The organism is Epilithonimonas sp., assembly GCF_032054305.1.
Lineage (GTDB): Bacteria > Bacteroidota > Bacteroidia > Flavobacteriales > Weeksellaceae > Epilithonimonas.
In genome coordinates this window covers 1-18,381 of record NZ_DAMBSX010000004.1, presented here as the reverse complement: position 1 = coordinate 18,381, position 18,381 = coordinate 1, and the positions used below count along the sequence as shown (strand labels likewise).

At 37.9% G+C, this 18,381-nt stretch carries 29 protein-coding genes; 28 read left to right on the top strand and 1 reads right to left on the bottom strand.

Going from position 1 to position 18,381, the window contains the following annotated elements:
• The first annotated feature begins 2 nt into the window (after positions 1-2).
• The 26 genes from rplW (at position 3) to rplQ (ending at position 12,500) form a co-directional block, all read left to right on the top strand.
• Positions 3-293, top strand: coding sequence for a 50S ribosomal protein L23 (gene rplW, locus RTX21_RS09220; RefSeq protein WP_027383319.1), 291 nt, complete (start codon positions 3-5; stop codon positions 291-293).
• A gap of 19 nt (positions 294-312) precedes the next feature.
• Positions 313-1,134 carry a 50S ribosomal protein L2 gene (gene rplB / locus RTX21_RS09215; protein ID WP_312767052.1) on the top strand — a complete coding sequence of 274 codons (822 nt, stop codon included), beginning with the start codon at positions 313-315 and terminating at the stop codon, positions 1,132-1,134.
• Between the two features lie 2 nt (positions 1,135-1,136).
• Positions 1,137-1,415: a 30S ribosomal protein S19 gene (gene rpsS / locus RTX21_RS09210; RefSeq protein WP_027383317.1), complete on the top strand. Its 279-nt coding sequence runs from the start codon at positions 1,137-1,139 to the stop codon at positions 1,413-1,415.
• 2 nt (positions 1,416-1,417) lie between these two features.
• Positions 1,418-1,813 (top strand): 50S ribosomal protein L22, encoded by a 396-nt coding sequence (gene rplV / locus RTX21_RS09205; RefSeq protein ID WP_074236351.1) that lies wholly within the window; start codon positions 1,418-1,420, stop codon positions 1,811-1,813.
• Between the two features lie 8 nt (positions 1,814-1,821).
• Positions 1,822-2,559 (top strand): 30S ribosomal protein S3, encoded by a 738-nt coding sequence (gene rpsC, locus RTX21_RS09200; RefSeq protein ID WP_074236352.1) that lies wholly within the window; start codon positions 1,822-1,824, stop codon positions 2,557-2,559.
• Positions 2,560-2,637: 78 nt separating this feature from the next.
• The gene (gene rplP, locus RTX21_RS09195) at positions 2,638-3,063 is read left to right on the top strand and encodes a 50S ribosomal protein L16 (protein WP_027383314.1); all 426 of its coding nucleotides are present in this window, start codon (positions 2,638-2,640) and stop codon (positions 3,061-3,063) included.
• An 11-nt stretch (positions 3,064-3,074) separates the two neighbouring features.
• Positions 3,075-3,260 (top strand): 50S ribosomal protein L29, encoded by a 186-nt coding sequence (gene rpmC / locus RTX21_RS09190; protein ID WP_312767045.1) that lies wholly within the window; start codon positions 3,075-3,077, stop codon positions 3,258-3,260.
• Between the two features lie 12 nt (positions 3,261-3,272).
• Complete coding sequence (gene rpsQ, locus RTX21_RS09185) at positions 3,273-3,527, top strand: 30S ribosomal protein S17 (RefSeq protein WP_015806738.1); 255 nt, start codon at positions 3,273-3,275, stop codon at positions 3,525-3,527.
• 2 nt (positions 3,528-3,529) lie between these two features.
• Positions 3,530-3,898 (top strand): 50S ribosomal protein L14, encoded by a 369-nt coding sequence (rplN, locus tag RTX21_RS09180; RefSeq protein WP_027383311.1) that lies wholly within the window; start codon positions 3,530-3,532, stop codon positions 3,896-3,898.
• Between the two features lie 17 nt (positions 3,899-3,915).
• Positions 3,916-4,236, top strand: coding sequence for a 50S ribosomal protein L24 (gene rplX, locus RTX21_RS09175; protein WP_089870963.1), 321 nt, complete (start codon positions 3,916-3,918; stop codon positions 4,234-4,236).
• Positions 4,237-4,247: 11 nt separating this feature from the next.
• Positions 4,248-4,799: a 50S ribosomal protein L5 gene (gene rplE / locus RTX21_RS09170; protein WP_089870965.1), complete on the top strand. Its 552-nt coding sequence runs from the start codon at positions 4,248-4,250 to the stop codon at positions 4,797-4,799.
• Between the two features lie 3 nt (positions 4,800-4,802).
• Complete coding sequence (gene rpsN, locus RTX21_RS09165) at positions 4,803-5,072, top strand: 30S ribosomal protein S14 (RefSeq protein WP_027383308.1); 270 nt, start codon at positions 4,803-4,805, stop codon at positions 5,070-5,072.
• A gap of 128 nt (positions 5,073-5,200) precedes the next feature.
• A complete protein-coding gene (gene rpsH, locus RTX21_RS09160) occupies positions 5,201-5,599 on the top strand; it encodes a 30S ribosomal protein S8 (RefSeq protein ID WP_027383307.1) in 399 nt (132 codons plus the stop codon).
• Positions 5,600-5,617: 18 nt separating this feature from the next.
• On the top strand, positions 5,618-6,163 hold the full coding sequence (rplF, locus tag RTX21_RS09155) for a 50S ribosomal protein L6 (RefSeq protein ID WP_312767037.1): 546 nt from the start codon (positions 5,618-5,620) through the stop codon (positions 6,161-6,163).
• Between the two features lie 11 nt (positions 6,164-6,174).
• Positions 6,175-6,528, top strand: coding sequence for a 50S ribosomal protein L18 (gene rplR / locus RTX21_RS09150; protein WP_116034131.1), 354 nt, complete (start codon positions 6,175-6,177; stop codon positions 6,526-6,528).
• A gap of 18 nt (positions 6,529-6,546) precedes the next feature.
• The gene (gene rpsE, locus RTX21_RS09145) at positions 6,547-7,065 is read left to right on the top strand and encodes a 30S ribosomal protein S5 (protein WP_027383304.1); all 519 of its coding nucleotides are present in this window, start codon (positions 6,547-6,549) and stop codon (positions 7,063-7,065) included.
• Between the two features lie 11 nt (positions 7,066-7,076).
• Positions 7,077-7,253 (top strand): 50S ribosomal protein L30, encoded by a 177-nt coding sequence (gene rpmD / locus RTX21_RS09140; protein WP_027383303.1) that lies wholly within the window; start codon positions 7,077-7,079, stop codon positions 7,251-7,253.
• Between the two features lie 81 nt (positions 7,254-7,334).
• Positions 7,335-7,784 (top strand): 50S ribosomal protein L15, encoded by a 450-nt coding sequence (gene rplO / locus RTX21_RS09135; protein WP_074236361.1) that lies wholly within the window; start codon positions 7,335-7,337, stop codon positions 7,782-7,784.
• A 10-nt stretch (positions 7,785-7,794) separates the two neighbouring features.
• Entirely contained in the window at positions 7,795-9,174 is a 1,380-nt protein-coding gene (gene secY, locus RTX21_RS09130; protein WP_312767034.1) for a preprotein translocase subunit SecY, read from the top strand.
• Between the two features lie 9 nt (positions 9,175-9,183).
• Positions 9,184-9,399: a translation initiation factor IF-1 gene (gene infA, locus RTX21_RS09125; protein ID WP_027383300.1), complete on the top strand. Its 216-nt coding sequence runs from the start codon at positions 9,184-9,186 to the stop codon at positions 9,397-9,399.
• A 10-nt stretch (positions 9,400-9,409) separates the two neighbouring features.
• Positions 9,410-9,526 carry a 50S ribosomal protein L36 gene (gene rpmJ / locus RTX21_RS09120; protein WP_007839480.1) on the top strand — a complete coding sequence of 39 codons (117 nt, stop codon included), beginning with the start codon at positions 9,410-9,412 and terminating at the stop codon, positions 9,524-9,526.
• 14 nt (positions 9,527-9,540) lie between these two features.
• On the top strand, positions 9,541-9,918 hold the full coding sequence (gene rpsM, locus RTX21_RS09115) for a 30S ribosomal protein S13 (RefSeq protein ID WP_074236363.1): 378 nt from the start codon (positions 9,541-9,543) through the stop codon (positions 9,916-9,918).
• Between the two features lie 12 nt (positions 9,919-9,930).
• Entirely contained in the window at positions 9,931-10,320 is a 390-nt protein-coding gene (rpsK, locus tag RTX21_RS09110) for a 30S ribosomal protein S11 (protein ID WP_027383298.1), read from the top strand.
• A 20-nt stretch (positions 10,321-10,340) separates the two neighbouring features.
• A complete protein-coding gene (gene rpsD / locus RTX21_RS09105; protein ID WP_312767029.1) occupies positions 10,341-10,949 on the top strand; it encodes a 30S ribosomal protein S4 in 609 nt (202 codons plus the stop codon).
• Between the two features lie 31 nt (positions 10,950-10,980).
• The gene (locus RTX21_RS09100; RefSeq protein ID WP_312767027.1) at positions 10,981-11,976 is read left to right on the top strand and encodes a DNA-directed RNA polymerase subunit alpha; all 996 of its coding nucleotides are present in this window, start codon (positions 10,981-10,983) and stop codon (positions 11,974-11,976) included.
• Positions 11,977-11,984: 8 nt separating this feature from the next.
• A complete protein-coding gene (rplQ, locus tag RTX21_RS09095) occupies positions 11,985-12,500 on the top strand; it encodes a 50S ribosomal protein L17 (RefSeq protein ID WP_312767026.1) in 516 nt (171 codons plus the stop codon).
• A 334-nt stretch (positions 12,501-12,834) separates the two neighbouring features.
• Here the strand turns inward: rplQ and RTX21_RS09090 are convergent, their stop codons facing one another.
• Entirely contained in the window at positions 12,835-13,212 is a 378-nt protein-coding gene (locus tag RTX21_RS09090) for a hypothetical protein (protein ID WP_312767025.1), read from the bottom strand.
• A gap of 1,182 nt (positions 13,213-14,394) precedes the next feature.
• Between RTX21_RS09090 and RTX21_RS09085 the strand changes: the two genes are divergently transcribed.
• Positions 14,395-15,453: a T9SS type A sorting domain-containing protein gene (locus RTX21_RS09085; protein ID WP_312767024.1), complete on the top strand. Its 1,059-nt coding sequence runs from the start codon at positions 14,395-14,397 to the stop codon at positions 15,451-15,453.
• An 8-nt stretch (positions 15,454-15,461) separates the two neighbouring features.
• On the top strand, positions 15,462-18,381 hold a 2,920-nt coding region (locus tag RTX21_RS09080; protein ID WP_312767022.1), incomplete at its 3' end, for a hypothetical protein.

Sequence of the window (18,381 nt, the reverse complement as noted above, 5' to 3'; positions counted from 1 at the left end):
TCATGTCACTTATTATTAAACCAATTATTTCGGAAAAAGCAAACTATCTTACAGATCTAAGAGGTGCTTATTCTTTCTTGGTTGCCCCAAAAGCAAACAAGATCCAGATCAAAGGTGCTATAGAGGCAGCTTACGGTGTAAAAGTAGCGGACGTTAGAACGATGATCTATGCGCCTAAAGTTTCTGCTAAGCATACAAAAAAAGGACTTCAAGTTGGAAAGACCAATAAATTGAAAAAAGCTGTGGTAACATTAGCTGCTGGAGAAGTTATTGATATTTTCGCAACAAATTAATTAATTATAAATAATAGTAATGTCTGTTAGAAAATTAAAACCTATCACCCCGGGACAGAGATTCAGAGTTGTTAATAACTTTGAGGAAATTACTACCAACAAACCAGAGAAATCTCTAACAGTTGGTATTAAAAAGTCAGGTGGACGTAACCAAACTGGTAAAATGACCATGCGTTACACCGGCGGTGGACACAAAAAGAAATACAGAATTATCGACTTCAAAAGAAACAAGCAAGATATTGAAGCTACGGTAAAAACTGTGGAGTACGATCCAAACAGAACTGCATTTATCGCTCTATTGGAGTATGCAGACGGAGAAAAGAGATATATCATCGCACCAAATGGTATCAAAGTTGACCAGAAAGTTATTTCTGGAGAAAGTGTAGAGCCTAATGTAGGTAACGCGATGAAATTGAAAAGCATTCCACTAGGAACTGTGATTTCTTGTATCGAAATGAAGCCGGGACAAGGTGCTATCCTTGCAAGAAGTGCCGGTTCTTCAGCTCAATTGACTTCTAGAGATGGTAAGTATGCAATCGTTAAATTGCCTTCAGGTGAATCTAGAATGATTCTTACTGAGTGTTATGCAATGATTGGATCTGTTTCTAACTCAGACCATCAGTTGACTGTATCAGGTAAGGCTGGTAGAAGCAGATGGTTAGGTAGAAGACCAAGAACTAGACCAGTAGTGATGAACCCGGTTGATCACCCAATGGGAGGTGGTGAAGGACGTTCTTCTGGAGGTCACCCAAGATCTAGAAACGGTAAACCGGCTAAAGGTTACAAAACTAGAAAGAAAAACAAAGTGTCTAACCGTTACATCGTATCTAAAAGAAAATAATTATGGCAAGATCACTTAAAAAAGGACCATTCATTCATCATACTTTAGATAAGAAGGTTCAGGCAAATGTAGAGTCTGGTAAGAAGACTGTAATCAAAACTTGGTCTAGAGCATCTATGATTTCTCCAGACTTTGTAGGTCAAACTATCGCTGTACACAACGGGAAATCTTTTATCCCGGTTTACGTTACAGAAAACATGGTTGGACACAAATTAGGCGAATTTTCTCCGACAAGATCTTTCAGAGGTCACGGTGGTAACAAAAATAAAGGCGGTAGATAATCATGGGATCAAGAAAAAGAGAAAGTGCATTAGCACGTAAAATAGCAAACCAAGATGTAGCAAAAGCGTTACACAACGATTGCCCATCTTCTCCAAGAAAAATGAGATTAGTTGCTGATATCATTAGAGGAGTAGAGGTAGAAAAAGCTTTATCTATTCTTAAATATTCTAAGAAAGACGCTTCTAATAAATTAGAAAAAGTATTGCTTTCTGCTATCGCAAACTGGCAGTCAAAAAACGAAGGTGCTGATATCGAAGAAGCTAACCTAATCGTTAAAGAAATATTTGTAGACAGTGCAAGACAATTGAAGAGACTAAGACCTGCTCCACAAGGTAGAGGTTATAGAATCAGAAAAAGATCGAACCACATTACATTAATCTTAGGTACTAAAAATTAATTCAAGGTATGGGACAGAAGACAAATCCAATTGGTAACAGATTAGGTATCATCAGAGGATGGGATTCTAACTGGTTTGGTGGAAACGATTATGGAGACAGAATCGCGGAAGACTACAAGATCAGAAGATACCTTGAAGCAAGATTATCTAAAGGTGGTATCTCAAAAATTTATATTGAGAGAACACTTAAATTAGTAACTGTGACTATCACAACTGCTAGACCGGGACTTATCATCGGTAAAGGGGGACAGGAAGTTGACAAACTAAAAGAAGAGTTGAAAAAATTGACTGGAAAAGATATCCAGATCAATATTTTCGAAATCAAAAGACCTGAGCTTGATGCAGTATTGGTTGCGGACAGCATCGCTAAGCAGATCGAAAACCGTATCTCTTACAGAAGAGCTGTGAAAATGGCTATCGCTTCTACAATGAGAATGGGAGCTGAAGGTATCAAAGTTCAGATTTCTGGAAGATTGAACGGAGCTGAGATGGCACGTTCTGAAAACTTCAAAGAAGGAAGAATCCCTTTGTCTACTTTCCGTGCAGATATCGATTACCACATCGGTGAAGCATTGACTCAATACGGTAAGCTAGGTGTTAAAGTTTGGATCATGAAAGGAGAAGTATATGGTAAAAGAGACCTTACTCCACTTGTGGGACAACAGAAAAAAGCGCCTGCTGGAGGTAGAAACGAAAGAAATGACAGAGGAGAAAGAGGCGACAGAAAACCAAGAAGAAATAATTAATAAAATTTTAGAGGATAGTTTTTAAATGACCGTTACTTTTTTAAAATCTAAATTCTAAAATCTAAAATTTAAGAAATTATGTTACAACCAAAAAGAACCAAATTCCGTAGAGTTCATAAGATGAAAATGAAGGGGATTGCTCAAAGAGGTAATCAACTTGCTTACGGAACTTTCGGAATCAAAGCTACAGAGGGAGCTTGGGTTACTGCAAGACAAATTGAAGCTGCTCGTATCGCTGCTACAAGATATATGAAAAGAGAAGGTCAGCTATGGATCAAAATCTTCCCGGATAAGCCAATTACCAAAAAACCAGCGGAAGTACGTATGGGTAAAGGTAAAGGTGCTGTGGAATATTGGGTAGCTGTAGTAAAACCAGGTAAAATTATGTTCGAAGTTGGTGGTGTACCTTATGACGTAGCAAAAGAAGCTCTTAGGCTTGCTGCTCAAAAGTTACCGATCGTTACCAAGTTCGTAGTTGCAAACGATTTCGTTAAACCTCTATAATCTCTATTAAAATGAAAAAAGCTGACATCAAAAATTTAAGCGTAGAGGATATCAAAGTTCAATTGGATGACGCTAAAGCTAACTATTCAAAATTGAAATTAGCTCACAGAATTAGCCCAGTTGAAAATCCGATTCAGATCAGAGATTTGAGAAAAACGATTGCAAGACTTAACACAGAATTAACTAACAAACAATAATTCCTTTTTACAATGGACAGAAATTTAAGAAAAGAACGTATTGGAATAGTTTCCAGCAATAAAATGGAAAAGACTATTGTTGTTAGTGAAACTACAAGAGTGAAACATCCAATGTACGGTAAATTCGTTTTGAAAACGAAAAAATATACTGCACATGATGAGAACAACGAGTGCACAGAAGGAGATACAGTTTTAATTACTGAAACTAGACCTTTGAGCAAGAGCAAAAGATGGAGATTAGTAAGAATCATTGAAAAAGCTAAGTAATAATGTTACAAACAGAATCAAGATTAAAAGTTGCTGATAACACAGGTGCAAAAGAAGTACTAGTTATCAGAGTTCTAGGAGGAACTAGAAGAAGATATGCTTCAGTTGGTGATAAAATCGTTGTTACTATCAAAGATTCTACGCCATCAGGAAACGCTAAAAAAGGTCAAGTATCTAAAGCAGTAGTAGTAAGAACTAAAAAAGCAGTTAGAAGAAAAGATGGATCTTACATCAAATTCGAAGACAATGCTTGCGTACTTCTAAATGCTGCTGGAGAAATGAGAGGGACACGTGTTTTCGGACCAGTTGCTCGTGAGTTGAGAGACAAAGAATATATGAAGGTTATTTCATTAGCTCCTGAAGTACTTTAATTTTAAAATTTACAAAAATGACAAAAGTTAAAATAAAAAGAGGAGACAACGTCATCGTTACTACTGGAAAAAATAAAGGGAGTAAAGGTGAAGTTCTTGAAGTGATCAAGAAAGAAGGTAAAGATCCTAGAGTTATCGTTGCAGGTATCAATATTGTTAAAAAACATACTAAACCGTCTGCACAGAATCCTCAAGGTGGGATCGTTGAAAAGGAAGCTTCACTACATATTTCAAACGTATCATTGACTGATAAAAGCGGAAAAGCTACCAAAGTTGGATACAAAGTAGAAGGTGATAAAAAAGTAAGAGTTGCTAAAACAACCGGTGAAACTTTATAATTTAAATTACAATGGAATATATAGTAAGACCAAAACAACAATATAAAGACAAGATTGTTCCTGCAATGATGGAAGAATTTGGGTACAAATCTGTAATGCAGGTTCCTAAATTATTGAAGATCGTTGTAAGCCAAGGACTTGGTGCAGCTGTTCAAGACAAAAAGATCGTTGACTATGCTGTAGAAGAATTGACTGCTATCACTGGACAAAAAGCTGTAGGTACTTTATCTAAAAAAGATGAGGCTGCTTTCAAACTTAGAAAAGGAATGCCAATCGGAGCTAGAGTAACTCTTAGAGCTGATAAAATGTATGAGTTCCTTGACAGATTGACGTCTTCTGCTCTACCAAGAATTAGAGATTTTTCTGGTATCAAAGCTGAAGGTTTCGACGGAAGAGGTAATTATAACTTAGGTATTACCGAGCAGATTATCTTCCCGGAGATCGTTATCGACAAGGTGAAAAAAATCCAAGGGATGGACATCACTTTCGTAACTTCTGCTAATACAGATAAAGAAGCAAAAGCGTTATTAACTCACTTCGGTTTACCTTTCAAAAAGAACTAAGAAATGGCTAAAGAATCAATGAAAGCGCGTGAGCGCAAAAGAGAAGCTACTGTAGCTAAATATGCTGAAAAAAGAAAAGCTTTGAAAGAAGCTGGAGATTATGAAGCATTACAAAAATTGCCTAAAAATGCTTCTCCTGTAAGATTACACAACAGATGTAAATTGACAGGAAGACCAAGAGGATATATGAGAACATTCGGTATTTCCAGAGTAACTTTCCGTGAAATGGCTAACAATGGTCTTATACCAGGAGTTAAGAAAGCTAGTTGGTAAGCAATTAAAAAAAATCGAGGCAATTAAGTTGTTGAGATACTAAAGATAGAGATGTCAAATTTTTGATATCTCTATCTTCAAGTCTTTTCAATACTGGTTGTCATTAACCAATAATTTAAAACAAAGAAATGGTAACAGATCCAATTTCAGATTTCCTAACAAGAGTAAGGAACGCACAAAGCGCAGGCCACAAAGTGGTGGAAATTCCTGCATCGAAAATCAAAAAAGAGATCACTAAGATTCTTTTTGACCAAGGTTATATCTTGAACTACAAGTTCGAGGATAATGCAGTTCAAGGAGCTATCAAGATCGCTTTGAAGTATGACAAGCAAACGAACAAACCAGCTATCAAGTCTATCCAAAGAGCTTCTAGACCAGGTCTTCGTCAGTACAAAGGTTCAGAAGAACTTCCAAGAGTACTTAACGGACTAGGTGTAGCTATCATCTCTACTTCTAAAGGAGTAATGACTGATAAAAAAGCTAGACAGGAGAAAGTGGGAGGTGAAGTAATTTGCTACGTATATTAATTTTTTAAAACAAGGAAAATGTCAAGAATTGGTAAAGCAATTATAGAAGTTCCTGCTGGAGTTACAGTTTCTGAAAAAGAAGGTGTTGTAACGGTAAAAGGTCCTAAAGGAGAATTATCTCGGGAGCTTACAGGAGGAATCAGCTTCTCACAAGAAGACGGTGTACTTACATTCACCCGTCCTTCTGACTCAAAAGAACACAAAGCGCTTCACGGTTTATACAGAGCGCTTGTCAACAATATGATTGTTGGTACTTCTACAGGATTCACTAAGCAATTAGAGCTAGTAGGAGTTGGATACAGAGCATCTCACAATGGCCAAAGATTAGAATTGGCTCTTGGATTTTCTCACGGTATCGTTTTGGAACTTCCAAAAGAAGTTACAATAGATACGTTGACTGAAAAAGGGAAAAACCCGATCATTACATTATCTTCTTACGATAATCAACTTCTTGGAATGGTGGCTGCGAAGATCAGATCTTTCAGAAAACCTGAACCTTACAAAGGAAAAGGTGTTAAATTCGTGGGTGAAATCATCAGAAGAAAAGCCGGTAAATCTGCATAAAATTTAAGAAAATGGCATTAACAAAAGTTGAAAAACGAATCAGAATCAAAAGAAGAGTAAGAGGGAAGATTTCAGGATCTGCATCTTTACCAAGATTATCTGTATTCAAAAGCAATAAAGAGATCTACGCTCAATTGGTAGATGACAAAGACGGAAAAACATTAGTATCTGCATCTTCTAGAGAGAAGGGAGTAGACGCTAAAGGAACGAAAACAGAAGTATCTGTAGCGGTAGGTAAGGCTATTGCAGCTAAAGCTAAGGCAGCAGGTATTGAGAATGTTGTATTTGATAGAAATGGTTTCGTATACCACGGTAGAGTGAAAGCTCTTGCTGACGGTGCTAGAGAAGCTGGTCTTAAATTCTAATTTTAAAATCTAGAAAACATGGTAGATAGTAATATAGAAAGAGTTAAACCTGGAGGATTAGAATTAAAAGATCGTCTGGTTGCTGTTAACAGAGTAACTAAAGTAACCAAGGGTGGTAGAGCATTCGGATTTTCTGCAATTGTTGTTGTAGGAAACGAGGATGGGATTATCGGATACGGACTAGGTAAATCTAAAGAAGTAGCTTCTGCAATTGCTAAAGCAGTAGAAGATGCTAAGAAAAACTTGGTAAAAGTTCCTGTGATCAACCATACAATTCCTCACCAGACTTCTGCAAGATATGGTGGTGCTGATATCTTCTTGAGACCAGCATCTCATGGTACAGGACTTATCGCCGGTGGTGCGGTAAGAGCGGTACTAGAATCTGCAGGTGTACACGATGTATTGTCAAAATCTAAAGGTTCTTCTAACCCGCACAATGTTGTGAAAGCTACTTTCAACGCATTGTTGGATATCAGGAGACCAGAAGAGATTGCAAGAATGAGAGGAGTTTCTTTAAGTAAAGTGTTTAACGGTTAATCAATATAGCAATGGCAACAATCAAAGTAAAATTAGTTAGAAGTGCTATTAATCGTTCTAAAACTCAGAAAAGAACACTTGAAGCACTAGGATTTAAGAGACTTCAACAAGTTGTAGAACACGAAGCTACTCCTTCCATTTTAGGAATGATCGCTTCTGTAAGTCACTTATTAGAAGTTCAGAAATAAGAACAATAGACATAGAGAAAGGAGACTCGTTTTTAGCAGTCTCTTGTCTCTTATCTTTTAATCTATAATCTCAATACAACAATGAATTTAAATAATTTAAAACCATCAGCTGGTTCTACATTCAGCACAAAAAGAATTGGTAGAGGCCAAGGAAGCGGATACGGTGGTACTTCAACAAAAGGGCATAAAGGTCAAAAAGCTAGAGCTGGTTATTCTCAGAAAATCGGTTTCGAAGGTGGACAGATGCCTTTGCAAAGAAGACTACCTAAATTTGGTTTCAAAAATATTAATAGAAAAGAGTTTAGAGCAATCAATCTTGATACTATCCAAACTTTGATCGATACTAAAAATATCACTGGTGATATCACTAGAGACGTATTGGTAGAAAACGGTCTTGCATCTAAAAACGAATTAGTAAAAATCTTAGGTAGAGGTGATTTGAAATCTGGTGTTTCTATCTCTGCTGACAAATTTACTAAGTCTGCTGAAGAAGCAATCAACAAAGCAGGAGGTAAAGCAATTACTCTTTAATTAATAACTAATGAAAGAATTTATACAAACACTTAAAAACATTTGGAGTCTAAAAGAGCTTAGAGACAAAATTCTCTTAACGCTTTCTTTGGTCCTTGTGTATAGATTCGCATCTTATGTTTCTCTTCCTGCAATTAATACTGCGGAAGTAGGAAACTTACTACAGCATTACAAAAACCAGGGCGGGAACCAACAAGGGGCCGGCCTTTTGGGTTTATTGTCTTCTTTCACGGGAGGGGCATTTAGCCGTGCTTCCATTATGGCATTAGGAATTATGCCATATATCTCGGCTTCTATCATTGTACAGTTGATGGGAATGGCTATTCCTTATCTTCAAAAGCTACAGAAAGATGGCGAAAGTGGGAGAAATACTTTGAACCAAATTACCAGATGGTTGACTATAGGGGTTTGTCTTGTTCAGGCACCTTCATATTTGACATCAGTTACGCAGTTCTTCTTACCTTACTCACAGTTCCAATCGGCTTACTATATAGATCCCGCATCTATTATGTTCTGGTTGCCAAGTATCATTATCCTCGTAGCAGGTTCTGTATTTGCAATGTGGTTAGGAGAGAAGATCACGGACAAAGGCATCGGTAATGGTATTTCTATTTTGATCATGGTGGGTATCCTTGCTGATCTTCCAACTGCTTTTTATCAAGAAGTTCTTACACAGAATGGTAAAGGTGGATTGGGAAGCATCATGATATTGGTAGAAATTGTATTTTGGTTGTTGGTGATTCTTTTAGCGATTATCTTATCGGTAGCAGTTAGAAAAATCCCAATTCAGTATGTAAGTAGAGCTCAGGCAAGAGGTGGTGTGAGCAGAAACCTGATGGAGGGCGCCAGACAGTGGATCCCGCTGAAAGTGAACGCTGCAGGTGTAATGCCGATCATCTTTGCACAGGCATTAATGTTTGTTCCGGGATTACTTACGAAAGTTGATGAATCAAATACATTTTTGGCAGGTTTCAAGAATGTTTTTAGCTGGCAGTACAATGTATTGTTTGCGTTATTGATTATAATTTTCTCATTTTTCTATACAGCAATTACCATTCCTGTGAATCAGATGGCTGATGATTTGAAGCGTAATGGTGGGCTTATTCCTAAGGTTAGACCTGGGAAGGAGACAGCTGATTATCTGGATGATATTTTATCGAAAATAACCTTGCCAGGTGCGATTTTTTTATCTATCTTTGCAGTCCTTCCGGCAATAGTGCATGGAGCGTTTGTTCAGACAGATAGATTTGCTCTCTTTTTTGGGGGTACATCGTTGTTAATCATGGTTGGAGTTATCTTGGATACTGTTCAACAAATTAATACGTATCTGCTGAATCATCATTATGATGGGTTGATGCAATCTAAATTATCGAGATCATCAAACTATTAATTGTAGTAAATGGCAAAACAGAAACATATAGAACAAGACGGCGTTATTACGGAAGCACTTTCGAATGCGCAGTTTCGTGTAGAGCTAGAGAATGGGCATGTATTGATTGCCCATATTTCTGGTAAAATGAGAATGCATTATATTAAACTCTTACCTGGAGACAAGGTAAGACTCGAACTCTCTCCTTATGACTTGACTAAAGGGAGAATAACTTTTAGATATTAAAAATAACAAAATGAAGGTTAGAGCATCTATCAAAAAAAGAAGTGCTGATTGCAAAATTGTACGCAGAAAAGGTGTACTTTTCGTAATTAACAAGAAGAACCCTAAATTTAAACAAAGACAAGGTTAAGAACCGATTAAATTATGGCGAGAATTTCAGGTATTGATTTACCAAAGAACAAAAGAGGCGTTATCGGACTTACTTACATCTATGGTGTAGGTAGAAGTACTGCTTCAGAAATTTTGAAAAACGCTGGAATCAGCGAAGACAAGAAAGTCAACGAATGGAATGACGATGAATTGGCTGCAATCAGAGGTTATATCTCAGACAACGTAAAAGTTGAAGGAGAATTGCGTTCTGAAGTGCAATTGAACATCAAGCGATTGATGGACATAGGATGCCAACGAGGAATACGTCACAGACTAGGACTACCTTTAAGAGGCCAGAGAACGAAAAACAACTCTAGAACCCGTAAAGGAAAGAGAAAAACAGTTGCTAACAAGAAAAAGGCAAGTAAATAATCGTTAGGAATTATGGCAAAACAAACTAAAGTAGTTAAAAAAAGAAAAGTAAAAGTTGAGGCTATTGGTGAAGCGCATATTCAGGCTTCTTTCAATAACATCATCATTTCTTTAACAAATAAAGCAGGAGAGGTTATCTCTTGGGCTTCTGCCGGTAAAATGGGTTTCAGAGGTTCTAAAAAGAATACTCCATTCGCAGCTCAAATGGCTGCAGAAAACTGTTCTCAGGTAGCTTTCGAAGCTGGTCTTAGAAGAGTTAAGGTGTTTGTAAAAGGTCCAGGTGCTGGTAGAGAGTCTGCAATCAGAACTCTGCACAACTCTGGAATCGAAGTAAGCGAGATCGTTGATGTGACGCCTATGCCACACAACGGATGTAGACCACCTAAAAGAAGAAGAGTTTAATTTTTTAGAATTTACACATTATGGCAAGATATATTGGACCTAAAACAAAAATTGCTAGAAAATTTGGTCAGGCAATTTACGGAGACGATAAAAGCTTCGAGAAAAGAAAAAATCAACCACCAGGACAACACGGTCCTAACAAAAGAAGAGGTGCGAAGAAATCAGAATACGCTACTCAGCTGGCTGAAAAGCAAAAAGCTAAGTACACTTACGGTATCTTGGAAAGACAATTCGCTAACCTTTTTGATAAAGCTCATAGAAGCAAAGGTGTAACAGGTGAAGTTCTATTACAACTTTGTGAGTCAAGATTGGATAACGTTGTTTACAGATTAGGTTTTGCTAAGACAAGAGCTGCTGCTAGACAATTGGTTTCTCACAGACACATCACTGTGAACGGGGAACTTGTTAATATCCCTTCTTATTCGCTTAAAGCTGGTGATGTAATCGCAGTAAGAGAGAGGTCAAAATCTCTTGAAGTGATTTCTGATGCATTAGCTTACAAAGCAAATTATGAGTGGTTACAATTCAATGACGAGAAAAAAACTGGTACTTTCACAAGTGCGCCTGAGAGAATTCAGATTCCTGAAGATATCAAAGAACAGTTGATCGTCGAATTATACTCTAAATAATAATTTTTTCAAATTTTTGCTCAACCAGACTATGGCAATTTTAACATTTATAAAACCCGATAAAGTAATCCTACTAAACTCAACTGATTTTAAAGGACAATTCGAATTCAGACCTTTGGAACCAGGTTTCGGGCTTACTATCGGTAATGCATTGAGAAGAGTTTTATTATCTTCTCTGGAAGGATATGCTATTTCATCTATCAAAATAGAAGGCGTAGAGCACGAATTTTCAACTATACCAGGTGTTATCGAAGATGTTACGGAGATTATTCTTAATCTTAAACAACTTCGTCTGAAAGCTAAAACTGAAAATCCAGGTAACGAGCAGGTTACTGCAAAGATTACTGGAAAAGAGGTTGTTACTGCTGGCGATCTAGGAGGTTCAATAGTTAACTTTGAAGTTCTTAATCCAGAATTGGTAATCGCTACTTTGGCGAACGATGTAACTTTTGAGATCACTTTCAATATCGAAAAAGGAAGAGGATATGTTCCGTCTGATCAGAACAAATCAAACAACGCTCCTATTGGAACTATTGCTATTGATTCTATCTTCACACCGATCAAGAAAGTACAGTATAGTATAGAAAATTATCGTGTAGAGCAAAAAACAGACTACGAAAAACTAGTATTGGATATCGAAACTGATGGATCTATCACACCGCAGAATGCTTTAACAGAAGCTTCTAAGATCTTGATTTATCACTTCATGTTGTTCTCTGATGAGAGAATCACTCTTGAGACTGAGGCTGTGAAAGCTTCTATCCAATATGACGAAGAGACACTTCATACAAGACAACTTCTTAAGTCAAAATTAGCAGATATGGATCTTTCTGTAAGAGCCCTTAACTGTCTGAAAGCGGCTGAAGTAGAAACTCTTGGTGAGCTTGTTTCTTTCAGTAAGTCTGATTTGATGAAATTCAGAAATTTTGGTAAAAAATCTTTAACAGAACTTGAAGAATTGGTTCACTCAAAAGGACTAAATTTCGGGTTTGATGTTGCAAAATATAAGTTAGACGCTGATAAATAATCCTTAAAATGAGACACGGTAAAAAAATAAATCACTTAGGTAGAACGGCGCCGCATAGAAAGGCAATGCTTTCTAACATGGCTTGTTCGCTAATTGAACATAAAAGAATCAACACTACTGTTGCTAAAGCGAAAGCTTTAAGAGTTTACGTGGAACCAATCCTTACTAAAGCTAAAGAAGATACAACACACAATAGAAGAACAGTTTTCTCTTACCTACAAAGTAAAGAAGCTGTTACTGAATTGTTCAGAACTGTAGCTCCTAAAATTGCTGAAAGAAATGGTGGTTACACCAGAATCATCAAAACAGGTTTCAGACCTGGTGATGCTGCTGATACTGCACTTATCGAGTTGGTAGATTTCAACGATATCTACAATCCGAATGCAGAAGAGAAGAAAACAACCAGAAGAAGTAGAAGATCTACTGCTGCGCCTAAAGCTGCTGCAACTGTGGAAGCTACTGAAGCTAAAGTTGAAGAAACTCCTGCTGCTGAGACTTCTACAGAAGAAAAAACTGAAGAATAAGAATCTCAAGTTTTTGAAATATAAAAAACCATCTCGATCGAGATGGTTTTTTTTTCTATTTGCTATATTCAAATTGTGAGGTTTCCTATTATAATTTGGAGAATGGCTTATCTGATTGTGCGATAGGCTATATTGTTTTGGCGGAAGCTCATTCTTTTTTACATGATGCTCTATCTATTTTGGCGGAAGCCTTTTTTGCTTTGTAATATGGGTTATCTATTTTTGCGGGTGTGTTAACTGTTTTTGCGGAGGTCATAACTGTTTTGTAGGAACAGACTTCTAAAAAAGAAAGGTCTGTAAATATTACAGACCTTAATATCATTATTGGTTGACATTATGCTTTTCTAAACCTGATCTTTGATATGGCTTTGTACTGTGGAGAGTTACTGTCCAGGATGGTGAAGAGATAATCTTTTGCCTTGTTGAAGGTGTCAACCAGATTGTTTGTGTCCTGATACATTATCTTGTTTCTGGCTCCTCTTGCAATGCCAAGCGGGATGAAGGTGTCTGCAACTGCTTGAGTCACCTGTAGCATTTTGTCTTTCTCGGACAGTAATGTTGCTATTTGGTATTCTGTTTCGTTCGGGGTATAGTTTGGAGTGTTTTGAAGTAATTCTACCAGCTGTCCGAAATTGTTGGTGCGCTGGTCATAACCCATGTGTGATACCGAGTTCTGCGTTTGCGGGTCTTCTCTTTTTGCTAACCGGGGCAAATACCGCTTCTCTGCTATCCACTGCCAATGTGTAAGGAGGTAATGCCGTATTGACCGCTTGTTGGGAAGAAAAGGCATTATTATAGAAAGCTTGAAGGCTGGCCAATTATAGCTCCGGGTTACTTGGCTTATAAAGAGAACCCAGTTGCATAATGTGGGTGTTCAGAAGATTTGCATTTGCAATGTTGTTTGCGTGTCCTGTTTCTGGTGTCATTTGTGTATAAATTTTAATGTTATGAATCAAATTTAGTATTTTTTTTGTAAATATGATAAAGGCTATTAATAAAAAATAGATATATGTAAATTTTTTTCTATACTTTAGCAATCTGCATCAACAAAAAATTAAAGCATTTGCTTTTCTTGTTCTGGAAAACTGGTAATTTTAAAGAGCACAGGAATAAGCATAGTTCCACGGTTTTTTTGGTGACATGTGAAATAGAATTAAGATATTAATGATTTAAAAATAAAAAGCGACAGGTTTTGTCGTCCCTCGCTGCTAATATTGCAGAGAGGAAATAACAATTAAAAAAAACTCAGATCATGAAAAGACTTAGCCTCGGCGTGGGGATTCTCGCCCTATGCCATGTCCATGGCCAGAAGGTAACCTGGCAGCGGGACATCCCGTCCACCACACAGGATTTTCTCACGACAATGACCACCACTATCGACAGGCAGATATTGCTATCGGGAAGCTCCATCAATCAAAAGTCCCAACAACTATCAACCGACAACCAACAACAGAACAGAGGCTACGATTACCACATTGTCAAGCTCGACCAGCAAGGCTCCAAGGTTTGGGAGAGATATCTCGGTGGGACGAGGCACGATTATCTGATGGGCTCTATCGCCACTCAGGAGGGAGGTTTCGTGCTCTTCGGGACATCGTTTTCCAACGCCTCGGGTGATAAGAGGGAGAACAACCTTGGCGGAAGCGATGCCTGGTTGATAAGGTTAAATGACAATGGCGAGGAACTCTGGCAGAAAACTCTCGGAACGAAAAGCAATGACGAGGCATCGGCAATAGTACAATCCACCGACCAGGGATTCTTCGTTGCAGGGAATATCAATGATAATAAGAGGCTGTTCGGTTCCAAGGATGTGTTCGTCTCAAAACTGGACAAGGATGGCAAATTGAAACAGACGACCATTCTCGGCGGAAAGGCTCTGGACGAGGTTACCGATATGGTCCCGACCCAGGATGGAGGAGCTGTCGTCCTGATTTATTCTACAAGCGGAAAATCCGAGAACCTGAATAATATTGAAAGTCAAAATTCTGCTCAAGGCAATAGTTCTCAAAGTGCGAATTCTCAACACGAAACTACAAGACCGGAACTAACCTCAATGGTAAAAACATTCATTGGTAAATCCGAAGACAACTATGGCAATGGCGATTATTGGATTGTGAAGCTGGACAAGAACTCCAATGTCGAGTGGCAGAGGACGTATGGCGGAAGTGGGGACGACAGACCTAAAACAATAGCCAATACCCGGAACGGATACATCGTTTCAGGTGAAAGTACCAGCTGGTCATCAGGCAACAAGAAGGAAAACATTAAAGAAGGAACGGATTTATGGGTAATCAATTTAGATAAATCAGGCAATGAGATATGGCAGAAGAGTTACAGCTTCGGGAACCGGGATGTTGCGATGAGCCTGGATGTCATCAGGAGGACCAACAAGGATAACTATAGTGAGGACAAGGGATTCTTGCTTGGAGGTTATACCCAGGCAGAGGGAAAAGTACAAAAAGATGATGAGAAGTTCTGGATGCTGTATATCGATACGGATGGCAAAGAGGAATGGCGCAAACATGTGGAGGGCAAGGAGAAGAAGAATGAGGAGCGGCTGGTATCTGCAAGATTGCAGAGTGATGGCTCTTATCTTTTAGCCGGAACGAGCGCCGAGGAACTGGGCAAGGAGAACTGGAAGGTCGTGAAGCTTGGAGATAAAGATCTGGATGACCTGATGGAGAACAGGGACATCAGGATCTACCCGAACCCCGTGAAAGATTATGCCTATGTGGAGATAGGTGTTGGGGGGTCTGAGGGTGTGAGTGCTGGAGGGTTCTCTGCGGACATCTATGTGTATGACATGACGGGAAAGGTCATCCAACAGTTGCAGACCAGAAACAGGGTGACAAAGGTGGATACCTCAAGGCTGCCACAGGGTGTTTACATCATCAAAGCGATTATCCCGACACTGAAAGATAAAAAACTAACTACTAAAATTGTGAAAGAATAAAAAACACTATGAGAAAGAAATTACAATTATCATTAATCCTATTATTTACAATTATTATAGGAATTAAGGCACAAGATGAAGCAGGTAATGCATCTAATATTTCACAGACTATAGATATGTTTCCCAAATCGCCAGAGGCTGCTGCTTTATCTCGATTTGTAGATATACCAGCGGGTAACTATACGGGCGTAGCCGATTTTTCTATTCCTATCTATACTATAGAATTCGATGGGCGGAAAATCCCCATAGCTTTGCAGTATAGCACAACAGGAATCAAAGTAGACCAGATAGCTACACGTGTAGGACTGGGGTGGGTACTTGACACAGGTCCTTCTTTATCGGTACAGGTTATTGGCAATCTGGATAATCAAGACATGCATGAAAGACCTGATATTGTTTACTTCAACCCAAATAGTGCTTCCAGTCCGCAAGATCCTGACTATATTCTTGCAACAAGAGCAGCAGGATTGAAGCAACCACAATTCGATCCCGAGCCAGATATATTCACATATCGATTGCTCGATAAATCGGGCAAGTACATATTGGATCGTACAGGCGCAAAAGGGGTGCCTATTCCGTATGATCAGACCAAAATTGTAACAACATATAATAATCATAATGTAATGGATCTTTATGATGAGCAAGGTTTTAAATACAATTTCAACAGTTCTGTGGATAATCAGATATTAAACAGGAATACTTGTGTGACCACTATTGGTGATTTTCAATATAACGATCCAAACTATAAAATTCAGCAGATCATATCTCCGAATAATGAAGGTGTAAAATTTGTCTATACTCCATTTGTGGCCAATACTAAATACATTACAAGTGTACAGACTCAAGTAGCTTTGGGGAAATTTTCTGGTAGCATAGTCGGGCCTCCAGCTGTTCCAAATCCAAATATTAAATGTATCAATTATGCAGACTCAAAAGAGTCGGTTTTGAGTGAGATTCAGTTCAATGGGGGAAAGGTTCTGTTTACATATAGTGACAGGGCAGCAGAACTACGATCAGACCTACCTGGAGATGTTTATCTTAAAAGCATAAAGGTGGTCAACAATAATGGACAGGTTATAAAAGACCTTATCCTTCATTATGATTATTTTTCATCTACAGACCCTCTTCCAAAAACCTCAAACGATGGATATATGAATATGGGTGAGTATATAGCAGGGATGAATTACCGTCTAAAATTGACAGGTGTTACTGATAACCTTACTGGTGGCAAATATGTATTTGAATATTATGGTAATAATCTACCAATCCGTACATCCAACGATCAGGATTTTTGGGGTGTCTATAATGGTGCAGGGAATGGCGTTAAAGCCATAGCTTCTATTGAGATCCCCTATTACAATAAAGGGCAACAATATTTAAGGGCTAATAAAGATCCTAATATTAATTATGGTATCCTTGGGAACTTAAAGAGAATCAGCTATCCTACAGGAGGTTATACCAATATCGAGTATGAAGCAGATAATAATGGCTCCCTTACCACAAAGATTATATACGAATACCATACTGAAGTGAAGGAAGAGGAACATATCTATGAGGCAAAATATGATTATACAAAAAATCCCGACCTTGAAGAATCAACCTTTTATATCCCCGAAAAAGCTATAAATAAGTATTTTACATTAACAAAATATCCTCCCGATGGTACAAATACCAACCCATTTTCTTGCAGTTGGCAACTTTATAATTTAGATACGCAGAAGGAAGTTGGTTTTGGAACTAAACAAATTTCGACTGAGCGAAATGATATTGCTGGAAATTACCGATTATATATGAAAAGAGGAGGCGATTATCCACCTCAAAAATGTACAGCATCTTATATTTGGGAAGAAAAAGATGTTATTACGATTGCAGATCCCACGCCTATAGATACAATTAATGTAGACACCAAACCAATTGGGACCATAAGGGTAAAAAAGATAGAATCTTTTGATAACAATGGAGGTAAAATCACAAGGGAATATACTTACAGAATTCCCACTGAGAATCATTTGTTACCATATTTGGATTCAAGTGGAATTATCCACGGTGATGAATCTTTCAACAGTAAAGTTTTAAGGGTGAGCCCTGCAAATGCAGATGTAGGAACTGCCGTAGAGACTTTAGTGGTTAATAATCCTGGATGGCAAATATCCAACATAAATGGTAAACCAATAGCTTATTCCTATGTTCAGGAACACTATAAAGATGATAGCCATCCAGAGAATTCTTACCGGAAAGAATATGAGTTCATCAATAACCAAGATTATGATCTTATGTATAATGAGAATAATGCAATGAGTTCAACTTGGTCGCCGGGCAATATGGAAAATGGACTATTAAAAGAAGAGATCCTGTTCAATTCTAACAATCAAAAGGTAAAGGAAACATATAAATCCTATAAATTTGACGGACATTTCAACACTAAGTATGATAGTAATGCAAATAATGATGTTTCTATGGGTAACGGATTAAAGATACAAAAGAAAGGGGCACAACCATACTATCTAGATGGAAATCCTATACCTGCTGGCTTTTTATCCACGTTCAATCTTTATTTCTATTCACTTAGAAATACTTGGATTAGAGAAGATAGTACAAGGATAAGAAACTATACCAATGGTGTGGACTATGTTGAGACTTTACATACCAACAATTACTCAATCCCATCCTATAAACATACCTATCCAATAGAATCTATATCACGAGCTGGAAACGATATTATAAATACCCTTTTTACATATCCTAACGACAAGCCCAATCAAAAACTGATTGATGCGAACATGGTGGGTATCCCATTAGTTGTGGAAACAAAGAAGAACGGAAAGACCATTTCCAAGACAGAGACAATCTATCCTGATATTTTACCAGATGCACAGACCGGAAATTTGTTACTACCTACATCCGTCTCCGCATTGGATCTGGTAACAG